16 protein-coding genes are annotated in these 16,095 nt (G+C 67.5%); 3 read left to right on the top strand and 13 right to left on the bottom strand.

Annotated elements, in window-relative coordinates:
- Nucleotides 1–39 precede the first annotated feature (39 nt).
- Entirely contained in the window at nucleotides 40–696 is a 657-nt protein-coding gene (locus BTO20_RS26890; protein WP_198344079.1) for a GntR family transcriptional regulator, read from the top strand.
- A gap of 6 nt (nucleotides 697–702) precedes the next feature.
- Here the strand turns inward: BTO20_RS26890 and npdG are convergent, their stop codons facing one another.
- On the bottom strand, nucleotides 703–1,389 hold the full coding sequence (gene npdG / locus BTO20_RS26885) for an NADPH-dependent F420 reductase (protein WP_198344078.1): 687 nt from the start codon (nucleotides 1,387–1,389) through the stop codon (nucleotides 703–705).
- 190 nt (nucleotides 1,390–1,579) lie between these two features.
- Between npdG and BTO20_RS26880 the strand changes: the two genes are divergently transcribed.
- On the top strand, nucleotides 1,580–3,238 hold the full coding sequence (locus BTO20_RS26880) for a PucR family transcriptional regulator (RefSeq protein WP_198344077.1): 1,659 nt from the start codon (nucleotides 1,580–1,582) through the stop codon (nucleotides 3,236–3,238).
- On the opposite strand, the gene BTO20_RS26875 is transcribed toward BTO20_RS26880, so the two are convergent.
- From BTO20_RS26875 to BTO20_RS26820, 12 genes are all read right to left on the bottom strand, one after another.
- The gene (locus BTO20_RS26875) at nucleotides 3,198–4,379 is read right to left on the bottom strand and encodes an XdhC family protein (protein WP_087079037.1); all 1,182 of its coding nucleotides are present in this window, start codon (nucleotides 4,377–4,379) and stop codon (nucleotides 3,198–3,200) included. The genes BTO20_RS26880 and BTO20_RS26875 overlap by 41 nt on opposite strands.
- 15 nt (nucleotides 4,380–4,394) lie before the next feature.
- Nucleotides 4,395–5,021, bottom strand: a complete 627-nt coding sequence (locus tag BTO20_RS26870; protein ID WP_087079036.1) for an SRPBCC family protein — start codon at nucleotides 5,019–5,021, stop codon at nucleotides 4,395–4,397.
- Nucleotides 5,018–7,405, bottom strand: a complete 2,388-nt coding sequence (locus BTO20_RS26865; protein ID WP_087079035.1) for a xanthine dehydrogenase family protein molybdopterin-binding subunit — start codon at nucleotides 7,403–7,405, stop codon at nucleotides 5,018–5,020. The genes BTO20_RS26870 and BTO20_RS26865 overlap by 4 nt, the downstream gene beginning before the upstream one ends.
- The gene (locus BTO20_RS26860) at nucleotides 7,402–7,905 is read right to left on the bottom strand and encodes a (2Fe-2S)-binding protein (protein ID WP_087079034.1); all 504 of its coding nucleotides are present in this window, start codon (nucleotides 7,903–7,905) and stop codon (nucleotides 7,402–7,404) included. Before BTO20_RS26860 ends, BTO20_RS26865 begins: the two co-directional genes overlap by 4 nt.
- Complete coding sequence (locus BTO20_RS26855) at nucleotides 7,902–8,795, bottom strand: FAD binding domain-containing protein (RefSeq protein WP_087079033.1); 894 nt, start codon at nucleotides 8,793–8,795, stop codon at nucleotides 7,902–7,904. The genes BTO20_RS26860 and BTO20_RS26855 overlap by 4 nt, the downstream gene beginning before the upstream one ends.
- Nucleotides 8,792–9,619 (bottom strand): CoA-transferase subunit beta, encoded by an 828-nt coding sequence (locus BTO20_RS26850; protein ID WP_198344076.1) that lies wholly within the window; start codon nucleotides 9,617–9,619, stop codon nucleotides 8,792–8,794. The genes BTO20_RS26855 and BTO20_RS26850 overlap by 4 nt, the downstream gene beginning before the upstream one ends.
- A complete protein-coding gene (locus BTO20_RS26845) occupies nucleotides 9,616–10,581 on the bottom strand; it encodes a CoA transferase subunit A (RefSeq protein WP_087079032.1) in 966 nt (321 codons plus the stop codon). The genes BTO20_RS26850 and BTO20_RS26845 overlap by 4 nt, the downstream gene beginning before the upstream one ends.
- Nucleotides 10,578–11,531: an LLM class flavin-dependent oxidoreductase gene (locus tag BTO20_RS26840; RefSeq protein WP_087079031.1), complete on the bottom strand. Its 954-nt coding sequence runs from the start codon at nucleotides 11,529–11,531 to the stop codon at nucleotides 10,578–10,580. The genes BTO20_RS26845 and BTO20_RS26840 overlap by 4 nt, the downstream gene beginning before the upstream one ends.
- Nucleotides 11,532–11,649: 118 nt before the next feature.
- Complete coding sequence (locus BTO20_RS26835; protein WP_087079030.1) at nucleotides 11,650–12,531, bottom strand: 5-oxoprolinase subunit C family protein; 882 nt, start codon at nucleotides 12,529–12,531, stop codon at nucleotides 11,650–11,652.
- Nucleotides 12,528–13,157, bottom strand: coding sequence for a 5-oxoprolinase subunit B family protein (locus BTO20_RS26830; protein WP_232490864.1), 630 nt, complete (start codon nucleotides 13,155–13,157; stop codon nucleotides 12,528–12,530). The genes BTO20_RS26835 and BTO20_RS26830 overlap by 4 nt, the downstream gene beginning before the upstream one ends.
- Nucleotides 13,154–13,915 (bottom strand): LamB/YcsF family protein, encoded by a 762-nt coding sequence (locus BTO20_RS26825; protein ID WP_087079028.1) that lies wholly within the window; start codon nucleotides 13,913–13,915, stop codon nucleotides 13,154–13,156. Before BTO20_RS26825 ends, BTO20_RS26830 begins: the two co-directional genes overlap by 4 nt.
- Before the next feature lie 71 nt (nucleotides 13,916–13,986).
- Entirely contained in the window at nucleotides 13,987–14,922 is a 936-nt protein-coding gene (locus BTO20_RS26820) for a LysR family transcriptional regulator (RefSeq protein ID WP_087079027.1), read from the bottom strand.
- An 85-nt stretch (nucleotides 14,923–15,007) separates the two neighbouring features.
- Between BTO20_RS26820 and BTO20_RS26815 the strand changes: the two genes are divergently transcribed.
- Nucleotides 15,008–16,063: a diaminopropionate ammonia-lyase gene (locus BTO20_RS26815; RefSeq protein ID WP_232490863.1), complete on the top strand. Its 1,056-nt coding sequence runs from the start codon at nucleotides 15,008–15,010 to the stop codon at nucleotides 16,061–16,063.
- Nucleotides 16,064–16,095: the final 32 nt, after the last annotated feature.

The raw sequence follows: 16,095 nt of genomic DNA, 5'->3' as shown, positions 1-16,095 counted from the left end.
GTGCGTGTCTACTCGGCAATGAGTCCGTATCTTCAGATCATGCCCGCGCACGACCAGACGGATGTTCGCCAGACGCTCAGTCACCGGATCCGCGACACCCTGGTACGCCAAATCGTGTCAGGTGAACTGGAGCCCGGTGAGCGGCTGGTGGAGACCAGGGTTGCGGCGACGTTCGGTACCAGCCAGGCCCCGGTCCGGGAAGCGTTGCGCGAGCTGGAGACGTTCGGGCTTGTCGAGATCAAACCGAGGCGTGGAACCTTCGTGCGCTCGTTCATTCGCGAGACTTTGCGCGAAAGCTACGTTCTTCGTGCCGCGCTTGAGGAGACCGCCACTCGGCTTGTGCTCATGGCGGGCAACGTTCCTTTCGATCAGCTGAAGGATGACGTCAAGAGAATGCATGATGCCGCACGGGAGAACGACACCGAAGCGGTCGGCATGGAAAGCGTGACATTCCATCGACATATTCTCGAAGCCGCAGGCAACGACCTCATCAAACGCTCGTGGGAGAACCTGCACATCGAGGCCCGGACTTCAGTGACCATCATGGCCCGCACGCCGGATCTCGCCGGGATAGCCCGTGACCACGAGGCACTCCTGGATTCCCTGTCTGCCGGTGACGTGGAGGCTGCTTGCGCGCTCGCGCGGCAGCATCAGTGGGATTACGCCGAACTCCCGGACAGCACGCCTTCCGATTGATCAGATTCACGCCAGGGCCGCCCGCTGTTCTGCCCGCGCCTGCAGGTGCGTGACCTGAATACCGGCATGAGTCTTGTGCCGGATGTTGATCCCGATCAGTACCGGGGTGAGCCCTTCGAGAAGTCGGCTCATCTCAAGTGATCCCGCGTCGACGACCCGCAGACCCCGGACGCGTTCCAGCGCCGCGGTCACCGCGACCTTGGCGCGGGAGTCGCCGCAGATCAGAGTGTCCTGATCGAGCGGATGCGTGAGGTCGCGCAGGGCCGCCGCACTGATGGTGTGCAGCCCGGAGGCGAGGCCGATCTCGTCGCCGATCGCCGAACGTGCTTGCTGCGCAGCCGATCCGTGCCACGGCTCGACCAGATGTGTGGGGCGCCCACCGATCGCGGTGGCTAGCGGAACGGTGGTGTCGAGCAGTACCTGACCTGCTCGCCAGTGTGGGGCGACACTCTTCAATGTCGCGACGTGACTCGCGAAGGGGACGGCGATGATCACCAGTTGATCTGCCCGGGTGACGGCTTCGCCGTTGAGGCAGCCGACGAAGGTGCCGTCGTCGACGAGTTCACGAGCCTGCGCCGCGGCGTGGTCGGCCCGGTGCGCGTCGCGCGAGCCGACGCAGACGGCGTATCCCGCTTCGCCGAGTCGTAGGGCAAGGCCGAAGCCCAAACTGCCCGTACCTCCCAGGATGGACACCGTCTCCTTCGCGTCGCATTCAGCAACACGGGATTTCCCACGTCGTGTCACGGTGTTCCTCCTCATCGGGTCGACCGGGCGCTGATGTCCGGGGTGTAGCAACCATACGAAGATGGCCATCGCGCAACCCATGGCTATTTCTGCCAAAGAACCCGGCGGTCGTTGTCGATCAACGCTAAGCTTGCCGCCGATGAACACGCCAGATCCGGCGGGTGCCAGTTCGAGCCAAACTCTCACTCTCCGAGAGTTACTCGACGATGAGGTGCTGGCCGGCGCTGAGTTGATCGCGGGCGGTGCCGGGTTGGACCGGGCCATCAGCGCCGTGAACGTGATGACGGTTCCCGATATCGGCAAATGGGTTCGGCAGGACGAGTTTCTGCTCGCCACCGGGTACCCGTTGCCCCGTGCCGACGCCGATCAAGGGCAGTTGCTGACGGACCTGCACCGGCTGGGCCTGGCGGGGATCGGCATCAAACTCGACCGGTACATGCCCGAGCTCGGGCAGGAGATGATCGACGTCGCCGAACGTCTCGGGCTGCCGCTGGTCGTCATACCCGAACGTATCCGCTTCGACGACATCCTCAGCAGGGCGTTCGCCATCATCGTCAATCGCCAGGCGTCGGCGTTGGCCAAGGCCCAGGAGATTCATCACTCGTTTCTCGCGATCACGTTGTCCGGTGGCGGGCTCAACGAACTGGCGGGCAGCCTCTCGGGTCTGCTCGGAGACGCCAGCGTCGTGATCACCGATCCGCAGGGCACCGTGCTCGGGCTTGCCGGCGACGAAGCTCCGCTGATCGACCTGAATTTCATGAAGGCGGAGTCCGCGGACTTGTTGCGGCTGGGCATCACGGGCCTGCACACCGACAAACGCACCGGCAGGCGGTGGGCGTCCCGGGAGATCCGGGCGGGTCGCCTGCACCACGGTTTCGTCGTCGCGGTCGAAGCCGAAAGGCCCTTCGGCGAATTCAGTCTTGTCGCCGTCGGCCAAGCGGCAATCGTTGCGGCACTGGAGGTTACCCGGGACCTCGCAGTGGGTGCCGTGGAACGCCGGTTCTCCTCCAATGCTCTGTTCGAGCTGATTTCGGGTAGTGAGTTCGAAGCCGCCGAATACGCATCGTTGGGTTCGGGATTCGGGTGGGACCTGGAGCGCGACATCGTCGTGCTGGTCGGCCGCCGGGAGGGCACCGCCGACGACACCCACGACACCCGGCGGCGGTCTCGACTGGCCGATGACCGCGCCATCGAATTCTGGGCGTCCGCGGTCCGCAGCAGGGACCGATTGGCAGCCGCAGCCGGCCTGGGTTCCGAACTGGTCGCGGTCGTCGGAGCCGACCAGGATGTTCTCGCCGTCGCCCGCGCGGTGCAGGACGAGGTGGCGCACTTCACGCACGCTCAATACGCCATCGGAGTAAGCCGCAATTACCCTGGGCCGGCGGGAGTTTCAACGGCCTATCAGGAGGCCCGCACCGCGCTGCGACTCGGGCCGCGGGTGTCCGGCAGCGGCGCGGTAACCGCCTATGGCGACTTGGGTCTGTTTCGGTTGCTCGCGCAGGTCAGTGACGAGGACCTGCGGGCCTTCGCCGAGGAGAAACTCGGGCCGGTGCTGCGTATGAGCGAGCCCGAACGGTCGGAGATGTTCCAGACGTTGGAGACACTGATCGAACACAACATGAACATGGCCGAGGCGGCACGGCATCTGCACTACCACTACAACACGCTGCGGTACCGCCTCGCCAAACTGGAGCGCCTCCTCGGGCCGTTCAGCACCAGCACGCCCGTGGCCATCCAGATCGGGGTGGCGTTGCAGATCAACGAGATGCAGAAGATTCTTGCGACCCGGCCGACATGACCTGGGGGACAAGCGTTCCCTCGTGAATCGACCCGAAGGTGTCCGTCAGACGCCGGCCGCTGCCGCCCCAGCGTTTCGCGATGATCTCGGCGGCAATCGAGACCGCGGTCTCTTCAGGCGTGCGGGCACCGAGGTCAAGGCCGATCGGGCTGCACAGCCGTCCCAGTTCGGCCTCGGTCAATCCGTTGTCGCGCAACTGTTCCAGCCGCTGTCGATGTGTGCGGCGTGAACCCATGGCGCCGACATAGGCGATCTCGGGGATGCGCAGCGCGGTCTGCAGCAGTGGAACGTCGAACTTCGGGTCGTGCGTCAACACCGTGACGACTGTTCGGGAATCGATGCGGCCCGCGCGGTATTCACCGTCCAGGTAGCGGTGCGGCCAGTCGACCACCACGTCGTCGGCGTCGGGAAACCTGCTGCGGGTTGCGAACACCGGCCGCGCGTCGCACACGGTCACGTGATAGCCCAGAAACGTACCCATCCGAGCCACCGCTGCGGCGAAGTCGATGGCCCCGAAGACCAGAAGCCGTGGTTTGGGCGCGAATGCCCATACGAAGACCCGCATGCCCTCGCCACGCCGTTGGCCGTCGGCGCCGTAGGTCAATGTGGCGCTCGTGCCCGTGGCCAGCAGGCCGAGCGCATCGTCGCGGACGGCGTCGTCGGCCCGGGTAGATCCGAGAGTGCCCTGTACAGCGCGGTCTTCGTCGGGACGGATCACCAGGCGCCGACCGACCCAAGCTCGATTGGGATGTTCGACGACGGTGGCCACCGCGACAGGCCGGCCCGCATCGACATCATCGGCGATCTGACCCAACTCGGGAAACGTTGTCCGGTCGACCTTCTCGACATAGACATCCAGAATGCCGCCGCAGGTCAGCCCGACAGCGAACGCGTCGTCGTCGGACACCCCGTAACGCTGCAGCACCGGTCGGCCCGATGCGGTCACCGACTGCGCCAGTTCGTAGACCGCGCCCTCGACGCAACCGCCCGAGACCGATCCGACGGCGCACCCGTCGGGACCGACCATCATCGCCGCCCCAGGGGCACGCGGCGCGGAGCGGAACGTCGCGACGACCGTACCGAGACCGACGCTGTCGCCGCCCTGCCAGCACTTGACCAGCTCGCCCAGCACGTCACGCACGACCGACCTCCAGGCTCAGTTCGGGCGGATCTTGGTGCTCAGGCGCTCCAGGAAGTTGGCGAGACGCTCCCGCGTCACGGCCCAGATCAGTGGCAGCACTTTGATTTCCCCGCCGGTGCTCTTCGTGGGCGGCTCGAGCAATGTCACTGGTGCAGCGGGCGCCGCGGTTTGCGCGGTTGGCGCGGCGGCGGGCCGACCGGGATGTTCGATGCGGTTGCCGAGTTCGCCGGCGAACGAGACGAACATCTGGTTGGATACGTCGCGGATCCCGCGGCCCAGTGACGCGATGCGGCCCGTGAGGTCGATGTCGGAGACCACGTCGATACGACTGCCCGACTCGATGGGCTCGACGCGCAACGCGACATGGGCGACGACTGAACCGGATCCGCGCTTGTCACGGCCGGTGGCGTCCAACACGATCCGCCGCGATGCCGCATCACGCTCGACGACCGACGCCCTTCCCGCGTAGTTCATCTTCAGCGGTCCGATCGCGACGCGCAGCACGCCCTCGTAGCGGTCGTCACCGAGGTCATCGACGAGTTCAGCACCGGGCATGCATTCCACCACGCCTGCGGTGTCCTGCAGGAACTCCCATACGTCGTCGGGGCGGGCCTCGACGACGGTCTGATGCTGAAGCTTCATGCACTCTTTCCCTTCTCGGACTCGCGTTGATCGAGCAGTGCCAGCACCCGTTCGGCGGTGATGGGCAGTTGGGTGGGCCTGACGCCGATGGCGGCCTCCACGGCGCTCGCGAGCGTCGCCGCGGGCGGCCCGATCGGCGGTTCACCGATGCCGCGCGCGTTGAGCGGGCCACGGCCCTCGCCACTTTCGACGACCGAAACCTGAATGTCGGGCAGGTCCATCGCCGTTGGGATGAGGTAGTCGGCGAACAAGGATGACAACGGATGGCCTGCGTCGGTGACGCAGTCTTCGGTCAGCGCATAACCGATTCCCTGGGCGGCGCCGCCGATGATCTGCCCGCGCACGCGGGTCGGGTTGATCGCCCGGCCGACGTCATGGCACGCGGCGTACTTGAGCAGCCGCACCTCGCCGGTTTCGACATCGACCTCGACCTCGGCGGCGTGGGTGCCGAACGTGTAGTCCGGGTAGGTGTGGCCCTGGCCCTTCTGCGGGTCGAACCCGCCCGAGCGGGCGCGCCAGGTGTTGAGCACGGAGGTGTCCACGCGGGCTTCGTTGGCCGCGCGGACCAGCTCGGGCAAACTCAGTCCGGTGCCACCTGATTCGGTGCGCACCATCCCGTCGACCCACACCAGAGCGTCTTCGGGGACCCCGAGTTCTTTCGCGGCGACGGGCGTCAGCTGGTCGCGCAGCTTGCGCGCCGCGCGCAGGATCGCATTGCCGGACATGTAGAGCTGACGGGTGGCGTAGGTGCCGCCGGCAGGGGGAGTGAGCGCGGTGTCGCCGATGTAGACGCTGATGTCCGACAGGGCGACACCCAGGATCTCAGAGGCGATCTGGCACAGGCTCGCCGCCTGTCCGGCTCCCAGATCGGTGACGCCGCTGCGGATGAGCAATGTCCCGTCGGCCTGCAGCGTGACCCACGCGGCGGCGTGGTCGCGGAACCAGATGGAGCGGCCGTACGGCTGCATGCCACACGCGAAGCCCTGGCCGACGACTTTGCCCGGGCCGCTGGGTTGGCTTGGCGCACCGAGCATGTCGAGCGCGGCGCGCCGGGTTTCCCGAACCGCGACGGCTGTCGTGAGCGGCTCGCCGCCGGCCAGCAGATCGCCCTTCTCGATGTAGTTGCGGTCCCTGACCTCTTCGCGGGTGAGGCCCAGTTCCGCTGCGAGCGCGTCCATCTGGGACTCGTATCCCAGGGTCACCTGCATGGCGCCGAACCCGCGGAACGCGCTCGTGGGCACGTTGTTGGTGAACACGGCTCGAGAACGGATCCGCACGACGGGCACCTTGTACGGGCCCGGCGACAGTGCCGCACCCGCGAACAGGACTCGCGCGCTCAGGCACGGGTAGGCGCCCGCATCGCCGATGATGTCGGCGTCGAGGGCGAGGATCTTGCCGTCCCTGGTGGCCGCGGTGCGGTAGTGCATGGTGAACGGGTGGCGTTTGGTGCTCGCCAGGATCGACTCCTGCCGCGACCAGATCATCCGCACGGGCCGTCGGGTCCGCCAGACCAGCAGCGCGATGTAGGGCTCGACGGTCATGTCTTCCTTACCGCCGAAGCCGCCGCCCATATAGGACGCGATCACGCGGACCTGACTCTGCGGCAACCCGAGGATGGCGGCGATCTCGACGGCGTGTTCGATCACCTGGGTCGAGATGCGCAGGGTGACAACGTCGTTCTCGATCCACCCGACTCCGGCCTCGGTTTCGAGGTAGGCGTGCTCGGCATGCTGGCTGCGGTAGGTCCGGTCGATGACAACGTCGGCCTGCTCGAATGCGGCGTCTATGTCACCGCGGTCGAGGTGCCAGTTGACCAGCACGTTGCCCTCGTCGTGCACGAGTGGCGCGCCGTCGGCCAGGGCGTCTTCCGGGCGGTACACACCCGGCAGTGGCTCGTATTCGACCTCGACGAGATCGGCTGCCTCCGCGGCGGTTTCGGGATCGACGGCGGCCACCACCGCGACCGGCTCACCGACATAGCGCACCCGGTCGCGCGCGAGCACCGGTTGCTCGACGGTCAGTTCACCCAGCCCACCACTGGCGTGCTCGATGATCGCGTTGTGCGGCACGTCGGCCGCGGTGAGCACGGCCACCACACCTTCGAGCCGCTCGGCGGCCGAGGTGTCGATCCGGACGATCTTCGCCGGGGCCATGTCCGACCGGACGACTTTCCCGTGGATCATGCCAGGCAGGTTCCAGTCGGCGGCGTACAGCAGGGTGCCGCGGACCTTGTTGACGAAGTCGTGGTGGGCGGGCGACTGCCCGACCACCCGGAAATTGCGTTCGCGCTCCTCGGGGCCCGAATCCGCGTCCGGATCGAATTCTGCTGGGGCGCTGGGTGGTTCCGTGGTGTCCGGAGTGGTCCCCGGTTCGACGGTCGTCATCGGGCACCTCCCATCTCGACGTGCGGGGTGGCCGGCGCGTGCAGGTAGTCCTCGACCGCGTCGACGATGGCCTGGTATCCCGTGCAGCGACACAGGTTTCCGACCAGTTCATGGCGGATCTCTTCGCGCGAGGCGGCCGGGTTGCGTTCGGCCAGTGTCGCCGCGGTGAGCAACATCCCGGGTGTGCAGAAGCCGCACTGGGATGCGCCGCGTTCCAGAAAGCACTTCTGCAGCGGATGCGCGTCCTCCTGCGGATCCGACCACCCGCGCAGCGTGACGATCTCATGCCCCTCGGCCTGAACCGCGTAGATGCAGCAGGCGCTCACCGGGTCGCCGTCCAGCAGAACCGTGCAGGTGCCGCAGACACCTTCGGCGCAGCCGTACCGAACGTCGGGCATCCCGAGGTCGTCGTGCAGGACATCGAGCAGCGTGCGGTCGTTGCGTACCCACACTTCGTGGTCACGGTCGTTGACGCGAAGCAGCACCTGAGTCCGAATCATGCTGTGCCTTCCTCGGTGAGAACCTGCTGCAGTAGCCGGCGGGTGTGCACGGCGACGAGTCGCCGTCGGTAGTCAGCGGTCCCGTGCAGATCGCTGTCCGGGTCGAGCGACGCCGCGATCGCCTGCGCGCTCTCGCGGACCCGGTCCGGGTTACCCGGGTCGGACAGTGCGGGTGCCAGCAGATCCTGATCGACCAGCAGCGGGCGCACGGCCACCCCGCCGAGCACGACGCGAACATCGTGGGCTGCCCGCGCCATGACGGCCACGCTGACCGTCGCGAAATCCGAATAGCGGCGCACGACTTCGTGGAAAGCCCAACGACCACCGCCCCCGACCGGGATGCGGCCACCGATGATCACCTCGTTGGGTTCCATGGCCGTCGTGAGGTAGGTGATGAAGAAGTCCTCGGCGGGGATGGTACGGATGCCGGTCGGGCCCTGCACGATGATCTCGCCGCCCATCGCCATGGTCACGGCAGCGATCTCGCCGGTCGGGTCGGCGTGGGCGAGGGTCCCTCCGAACGTGCCGCGGTTACGCACCCGCACGTTGCCGACGAACTGCACGGCGTGCGCCAACAACGGTGCGTGGGTGCGTATCACCTCGGACGTGGTCAGCGTCCGGTGGCGCGTGTTGGCGTCGACGACGATGTGCCCGCTCTCGATACGTGGCGCAGCGGCGGGGATGGGGTTGATGTCGATCAGGGCGGCCGGCGCGGCCAGGCGCAGGTTCAGCATGGGAATCAGGCTTTGCCCGCCGGCGAGTATCTTGGCTTCGCCGTCCCACAATTCGAGGAGTTCGACTGCGTCGGACCAGGTTTCGGCGCGCTGGTATTCGAAGGACGTCGCCGGCGTGCGTCCCGCGGGCGTCGGCACGGTCTCCTGCACTGTCATGCCATCTCCTCCTCGCCGCGGCCGACGAGACGGCGCAGCAGCGCGAGCTCTGCGGCGTCCACCGGCGGCAGCACGTCGATCTCATCGTGCACAAGCAACTCGAATGCGGTTGCGGCCCTTACCTGGTCGAGGGTAACGCCGGCCTGCAGTGCGCGCACCCGCATCCGGTGGGATTCCGGATGAAAGTCGAGCAAGGCCAGATCGGTGACGACCCACCGCGGTCCGCCGAACAGCAACCCGCTGTCGCGCCGGCTCGTGCCTCCGGTCAAAAACCCTGGGCTCGTGACGAAGTCGACGCGCTCGACGAACCGGCGCGGCTCGTGTTGCGTCACGACCACCACCTGATTGCACATCGAGGCGATGTCGTTGGCGCCGCCCGGGCCGGGCAGCCGCACCGACGGTTTCGCGGGGTCACCGACGACGCTGGTGTTGACGTTGCCATACTGGTCCACCTGGGCGACGCCGATGAACCCGTAATCGAAGAACCCGCGCTGGGCCATCAGAAAGATATCGGTTGCCGTGGTGAGCATTTGGGCACCGACGGCGGCGCGCACCTCATTGGTCGACGCAGGCAGTTCACCGGGTAGCAGCTCGATGCCGATCATGCCGCCTTCCAAGAGCACGGTCAGCGAAGGGGCTTGGCGACGCTTGGCGATCGCCGCGGCCACCAGGGGCTGGCCGATCCCGGCGAACAGCACCTTGCCGTCTTCGAGCAGCCGGCTGGCGGCGATGGTCATGATCTCGTCGGGCTTGGCGGCGCGTACGTGAGGAGCAGAATTGCCAGGGTGCTGGATGCCACGCTCTCGTGTCATGGACTCTGTCATCGGGGAAGCATCTCCTGTGCGGTGCGTCGTACGGCTGCCAGCCGGGTCGGATCGATCGAGGCGAGGTACGCGTCGTGGTCGGGGTGTGCGGTCAGCGCAGCGACGTATGACCGGGCGCCGTCGATGCCATCGCTCTTCACGGCCTGCATGTACGCGGTGAACTCATCGAGGTCGGCTTCGTAGTGCCCGTAGCACTCGTGCGGGTAGGCGCCCATCGGCTGGTGCACGACCGCGTCGACCGCGAATCCCGGGATCGCCGTACGTCCGGGGTCCAGACGGAGTTGGTCGGTGGCGACGATCTCCTCGGCGGTGACGATGACGCGGCGGGCGGCCAGCGCCAGATCGGCGTCCATCAGTTGGTAGCCGTCGATCTGGGCGTTGCCGAGCGCATCGGCACGTTGCACGTGAAGCAGTGCCACGTCGGGGTTGAGGCTGGGGACGGCGTTGAGGAGTTGACCCGTGTAGGGGCAGGTCACCTTCGCCAGTCCCAACTGTGCGTCGATGTCGGAGCCGAGCATGCTCAGCGTGGGCAGGTAGGGCACGCCCATGGCTCCGGCCTTGTAGCGCAAGCCGATTCCGAGATGGCTCCACTCTTCGAAGACCGGACGGCCCTCCTCGACCAGCTTGCGCACCACCGGGGCGAGACCCCAGCCGTGCCCGATGCCGATCCAGCTGGTCATGATGCGTTCAGCGGTACCGGTGGCCAGCATGAGTTCGGCCTCGAAACATGACAGCGGCCGCGTCATCGTCAGCCCGGTGCGGCCCTGGCGCAGAATCTCGATCAGCAGAGCCATGGGGGTGCGGGCGTGGTTGGTGCCACCGACTCCGATCACGGCGTCGTTGCCCACCAGCCGCCGCACCGCTTCGGCTGCAGTGGTGACCTTGTCGCCGCTGTTGCGGTCGTGTCCTTCGAGTTCCCGGCGCGCCGTGGTGACGTCAGCGGTCGTCAACCGGCCGCTCATGCCACCGCCACCAAGCTGCCCAGCAACGGGCGGACCTCCGCGGCGAACCGTTCCACCTGCTCGGGGTCGTAGGCGTGGGGGACCAGGCAGATCTCCTGGACACCGGCGTCGAGGTGTGCGGCGATCTGCTCGGCGCAGTCCTCGGGGGTCCCGCAGATCGCGCTCTCGGGGGTGGCGTTGCTCCATTCCGGCGTATCGAAGTACGACGCCAGCCATGGACCTGTCAGCGCCTGTGCCTGCTCCCGCGACGAGCCGATGCAGATCGGCAGTTGGTTGAGGGAGTGCAGCTGATCGGGGTCGCGGCCGGCCTCCTCGGCGTATCTTCTGATCTTCGACCAGGATTCGGTGAAGGCATCCGCGGTGTAGAAGTACGTCAGCCAGCCGTCGCCCAGGGTCGCAACGCGTTTGAGCACCCGGTCGACGTATCCGCCGATGAGAACCTGCGGCCGTGGCTGCGGCAGGGGGAGCATCCTGACGCGCCGAAACGACAGATCGTCCCAGGTGCCGGTCACGTCGTCCTGAGTCCAGAGGTTCATGCAGATGTCGAGGTTACGCTCGAAGATGCGTCCGCGCCCCTTGAATGGTGTTCCGGTGGCGTCGAATTCGCGTTCATACCAGCCTGCGGCCACGCCGAGGCGCAGGCGCCCGTTCGAGATCGACTGAATGGTCGCGGCGGTCTTGGCGAGCAGCGCGGGGTCGCGGATCGGCAGAACCAGTACCCCGGTCCCGAGTTCGATGGTGGAGGTGTGGCTGGCCAGCACCGCCAACGTGGTGAGCACTTCCAGTTGTGGGAAGGGCTGACGACTGCCGAGGAACAGGTGATCCCACGCCCACAACGAGGAGAACCCGAGCTCTTCGGCTCGACGCGCGGTGCTGAGCAACTCGTCGATCCGCGGTGTCTTCTGAGCTGAGGTGAAATTCTCCACGGCTAACCCGAAAGTTGCGGGCATGGCGGCCGTCCTCTCTGTTACGTGCAGCAGTTACGTCTGAGGGGTGGTCTGCGTCACGTTATGCCACGCAGCCGAGCCCTTCCATGTCAGCACCAGCCAACTCAGAGGCTGCTGTTTGTCACTGATTGACATTCAGCTGCGGGCGCCGCAACGCGAAGCGGATGCGGGTGCCTGGGACAGCCTGGGCCGCCGCGTTCACACCGGGCCCGGGTACGACGCCGACGACGGGATAGCCGCCGGTCACCGGCCGGTCAGCGAGAAACAGCGTCGGTCGTCCCTTGGTCGGCACTTGCAGCGCGCCCAGCACCACGCCTTCGCTGGGGAGCTCACCGTTGCGCCGGCGGGGAAGCTCCGGTCCGTCGAGTCGGATACCGACGCGGTCGGCGTCGGAGGTGACTGTGAACTCGTGGCGGCTCAGCCGGGCCAGTGCCTCGTCGGTGAACCAGTCGTCGCGCGGGCCGAGCGTCAGCGGCAGGGTCATGGAGTTGCGTGGCGGTTCGGCCATCGGTGCGAAATCTGTTGCGGGCCAGTTGGTCACCAGCTCGCCGATCTGCAGCACGTGCCCAGCGCGCAGGGGTGGTGTGCCCAACTGGGCCATGGTGTCCCATGACATCGACCCGAGTACGCACTCGCCGAGCACGCCGCCGCGCACCGCGACGTAGGTCCGGAGTCCGTGAGCGGGCACGCCCAGGGTGATGCGATCTCCGGCGTCCACCGCAAACGCGGCATTGAGGCCCGGCGAGCGCCCACGACAGGACACGGTGACCGACGCGCCGGTGACGGCGATCAGCGCGGGCGCGTCGACGCTGAATGTCATGCGGCCCAACGTCACTTCGATGCACGGCGCCCCGGGCCGATTGCCGACGAGACGGTTGGCCAGGTCGTAGGACGCGCGATCGGCCGCGCCGGACTGCCCTACCCCGAGGTGACCGAGCCCGCGCCTGCCCCGATCCTGCAGCAGCGCAAGCACTCCGACCGACTCGACGGTGAGGTGTTTCATCGGCCCACGTCACGGAACTGAACGACCGCACCCGGGCGCAACACCGCAGGCGGATCGGCCGAGGAATCCCACAGCGGCGCATCGGTATGACCCAACAGTTGCCAACCGCCGGGGGAGACGCGCGGGTAGATCGACGAGAACTGGCCTGCGATGGCGACCGCCCCGGCAGGCACCCGGATGCGGGATTCGTCGCGCCGCGGTACCTGTAACCGAGGGTCGCCGCCGGTCAGGTAGGAGAACCCGGGAGCGAATCCGCAGAACGCGACCCGCCACGGCGTGCCGGTATGGGCGGTGACCACCTCGTCGACGGTCAGTCCGGTCAGCTGTGCCACGTCGGCGAGATCCGCACCGTCGTAACGCACGTCGACGACGTGGTGTTCGTGGTCAAGGACGTCATCAGCGTCCGGAGCGAGTCTTTCCAGGGCGCTGCGCAGCCGGCCTGCGCTCGTCACCTCCGGATCCACGGTGACCAGCAGTGTCGTCAGGCCCGGGACCACCTCCTGCACGCCGGGCAGATCGGCGTCCCGCACGGCCGCCGCCCAACGGTGCACCGATCGGTTGTCGCCGACGTCCAGCAGCCACGCGTTCTCGCCGCACGCCCGCACCGACACAGGGTCGACCGTCACCGAATGGGAAAGAGCTCGACCCCCGCAGCCTCGAGTGCGGCACGGGTCTTGCGTGCGATGTCGACGGCGCCGGGCGTATCGCAGTGCACGAGAAGTGCTTCGGCGGTGACATCGACCTCGCTGCCGTCGTTGGCGGTCAAGTGTCCTTCGGTGACCATCTGCACGGCCCGCGCCGCGGCCGCATCCGCATCGGTCAGCAGCGCGTTGGGCTCGCTGCGCGACTGCAAAAGCCCTTCGGGGGTGTAGGCCCTGTCCACGAACGCCTCGGCGACCATGCGCAGCCCGGCCTCCTTGCCGAGCCGCCACACCTCCGTACCCACGGCCGCGAGAAGCGGGATGTCCCCGCCGAATTCGACCGCCGCGTCGACGAGGGCCTGGGCGTGTTCGGTGTCCTTCGTCGCGACGTTCCAGAGCGCACCGTGGGCACGCACGAAATCGACCTTGCCACCGGCCAACCGCGCGAAGACCTCAAGCGCGCCCATCTGGTAGAGCAGATCGTCCCGCAACTCGGAACCAGGGATCGCGATGTAGCGCCGACCGAAGCCGTGCAAGTCGCGGTAGCTGACCTGAGCGCCGATCGCCACATTGTTCTTCACCGAGATCGCGCATGTACGGCGCATGATGCCCGGGTCCCCGCCGTGGAAGCCGCAGGCGATGTTGGCGCTGGTGACGATCTCGAGCAGGGCGTCGTCATCGCCCAGGCTCCAGCGGCCCAATCCTTCGCCGATGTCGGTGGTCAAAGCTACGCGTGGCGCCATGGTCCTCCTGCCCTCCTTCGGGTCGTCGTGCTCCGAGTATCCCCGGCGGAATGACGTGCGAACAGCGCCGGTCACTGACGTTCATCAGTCAGTGAGACTGCCGATTCGCGAAACTTGCCATGCAGCGACCGCCGCACGGCCCGCACCGATGGATCGCCCGTGCGGGCCCGGCGGCTCAGCGCCACCAACGTCCGCGACCACCCGGTTTCCACTCGCACCAGCGGCGCGGTCTCCCGCTGCGGCGGCAGCACGAGACGCGGCAGCACGCTGGCCGCCGCGCCCTGGCGGACGATGAGCAGGAGCAGTTCGAGGTCATAGGACTCGTATTGCACGGTCGGGGCGAAGCCGAGGCCCAGGCAGTGCTGCACCGCCCAGGTACGCGAGGCGGCGCCGACAGGTTCGAGCGCCCATGGCAGTGCGCCGCCCGTCTGCATGAAGTCGCGCCCCTTCAACACCGATGCCGCGACCACCGCCTCCAGCGGGTCGTCGGCCAGCACTTCGCGGTGCACGTGCCCCGGCAATGTCGGGGCGGCACCGGGATACTCCTCGCTGACCACCAGATCGAATTCGCCGCTGAGCAGCGCGGGAACCGCGACCTCCGGCTCGGATTCGACGAGCTCGACCCGCAGTCCCGGATGTCGGTGCTGGCAGTCCAGCAGTGCCGGGACCAGCGCGCGCGCGGCGCTTCCGAAGGCCGCGACCCGGCAGGTTCCCGTCGGCGGCTCCTCGCCGGAACGCAGTTCGGCCTGCGCGAGTTCGAGTGCCGCGAGAATCTCGGCGCCCCGATCGGCCAGGCGCTGCCCGGCCTCGGTGAGCCGCACGCCGCGGCCGACACGTTCGAGTAGCGGGGCGCCGGCCTCACGTTCGAGCAGCGCCAACTGCTGGGAGATGCCCGACGGGCTCATGTGCAGCGCCTCGGCCACCGCCGCGATCGTGCCGCGATGGTTGAGTTCCACCAGAAACCGCAGACGACGGACATCCAACATCACCCGAGTGTAGGAAATCATCAGTAATGCTGCCGGGTTGACGGCAGCAATCGGTGATGTTGTCCGGCCGTCACAGTGCTTACTGTTCCGAGTCAGGAGGTGTGCCGTGCTGACGACCGAACCGTTTGTGCTCAATCCCGAGTGGGCCCCGGGAGGTGCTGCCGCACCGCGGCAGACCGACGAGATCCGGCGGTTTCACGAAACCCTGCCCGACTATGCCGTGACGCCGTTGGTCGCGTTGCCGACGGTTGCGGACACGCTCGGCGTGGGGGCAGTACTCGTCAAGGACGAATCACTACGACTCGGCCTGCCCGCGTTCAAGATGCTGGGCGCGTCGTGGGCCGTGCACCGCGCACTGCGCTCCACCGCGCACGCCCGACCCCGGCTCGTCACCGCCACCGACGGCAACCACGGCCGCGCGGTGGCCCGCATGGCCGCGCTGATGACACTGCCGGCGACCATCGTCGTCCCCGAGGGCGTATCCGCACGGGCCGTCGACTTGATCCGCGCCGAGGGCGCCGACGTTCGGGTACTCGACATGCCCTATGACCGGGCGGTCGAGCACGCCGCCACGCTCGCCGACACCGACCCGGATTCGCTTCTCATACAAGACACTTCGTGGCCCGGGTACGAAGAAGTGCCGCAGTGGATCGTCGACGGATACGCCACGCTGTTCGACGAGGCTGCCGAACAGGCCGCAGCACTTTCTCGCGGCTTCGACCTCATCGTCGTTCCGGCCGGCGTCGGCTCACTGGCCCACGCCGCTGTGATCTTCGGTCAGTCTCACCCCGACTGCCGCATCGTCGCGGTCGAACCCGATGTCGCCGACTGCGTGCGGTCCAGCCTGTCCGCAGGCACTCTCACCACCGTGCCCACCGGGCAGACCAGCATGGCGGGGCTCAACTGCGGCACGCCGTCCTATCTCGCATGGCCGGACCTGCACAAAGGCTTGGCGGGAGCCGTGGTGGTCGACGACCGGGCGGCTGCCGAAGCCATCGCCGACCTGGCTCCTCTCGGCGTCGACGCCGGTCCCTGCGGGGCGGCGAGCCTGGCCGGGCTCCGCATCCTGGCAGCCGATCCCGTCCGCACACATCTCGGCCTCGGCCCCGATTCCACAGTCCTGCTGCTCAACACCGAGGGTTCCAGCGCTTCCGGCGGGTAGCTGTGCCCCTTGCACCGCGAGCATTTCTCCTA

This window comes from Mycobacterium dioxanotrophicus, assembly GCF_002157835.1.
In the GTDB taxonomy this organism is placed as follows: Bacteria; Actinomycetota; Actinomycetes; order Mycobacteriales; family Mycobacteriaceae; genus Mycobacterium; species Mycobacterium dioxanotrophicus.
Note: the sequence above shows the minus strand (reverse complement) of the source record. Positions and strands in the feature narration are given on the sequence as shown.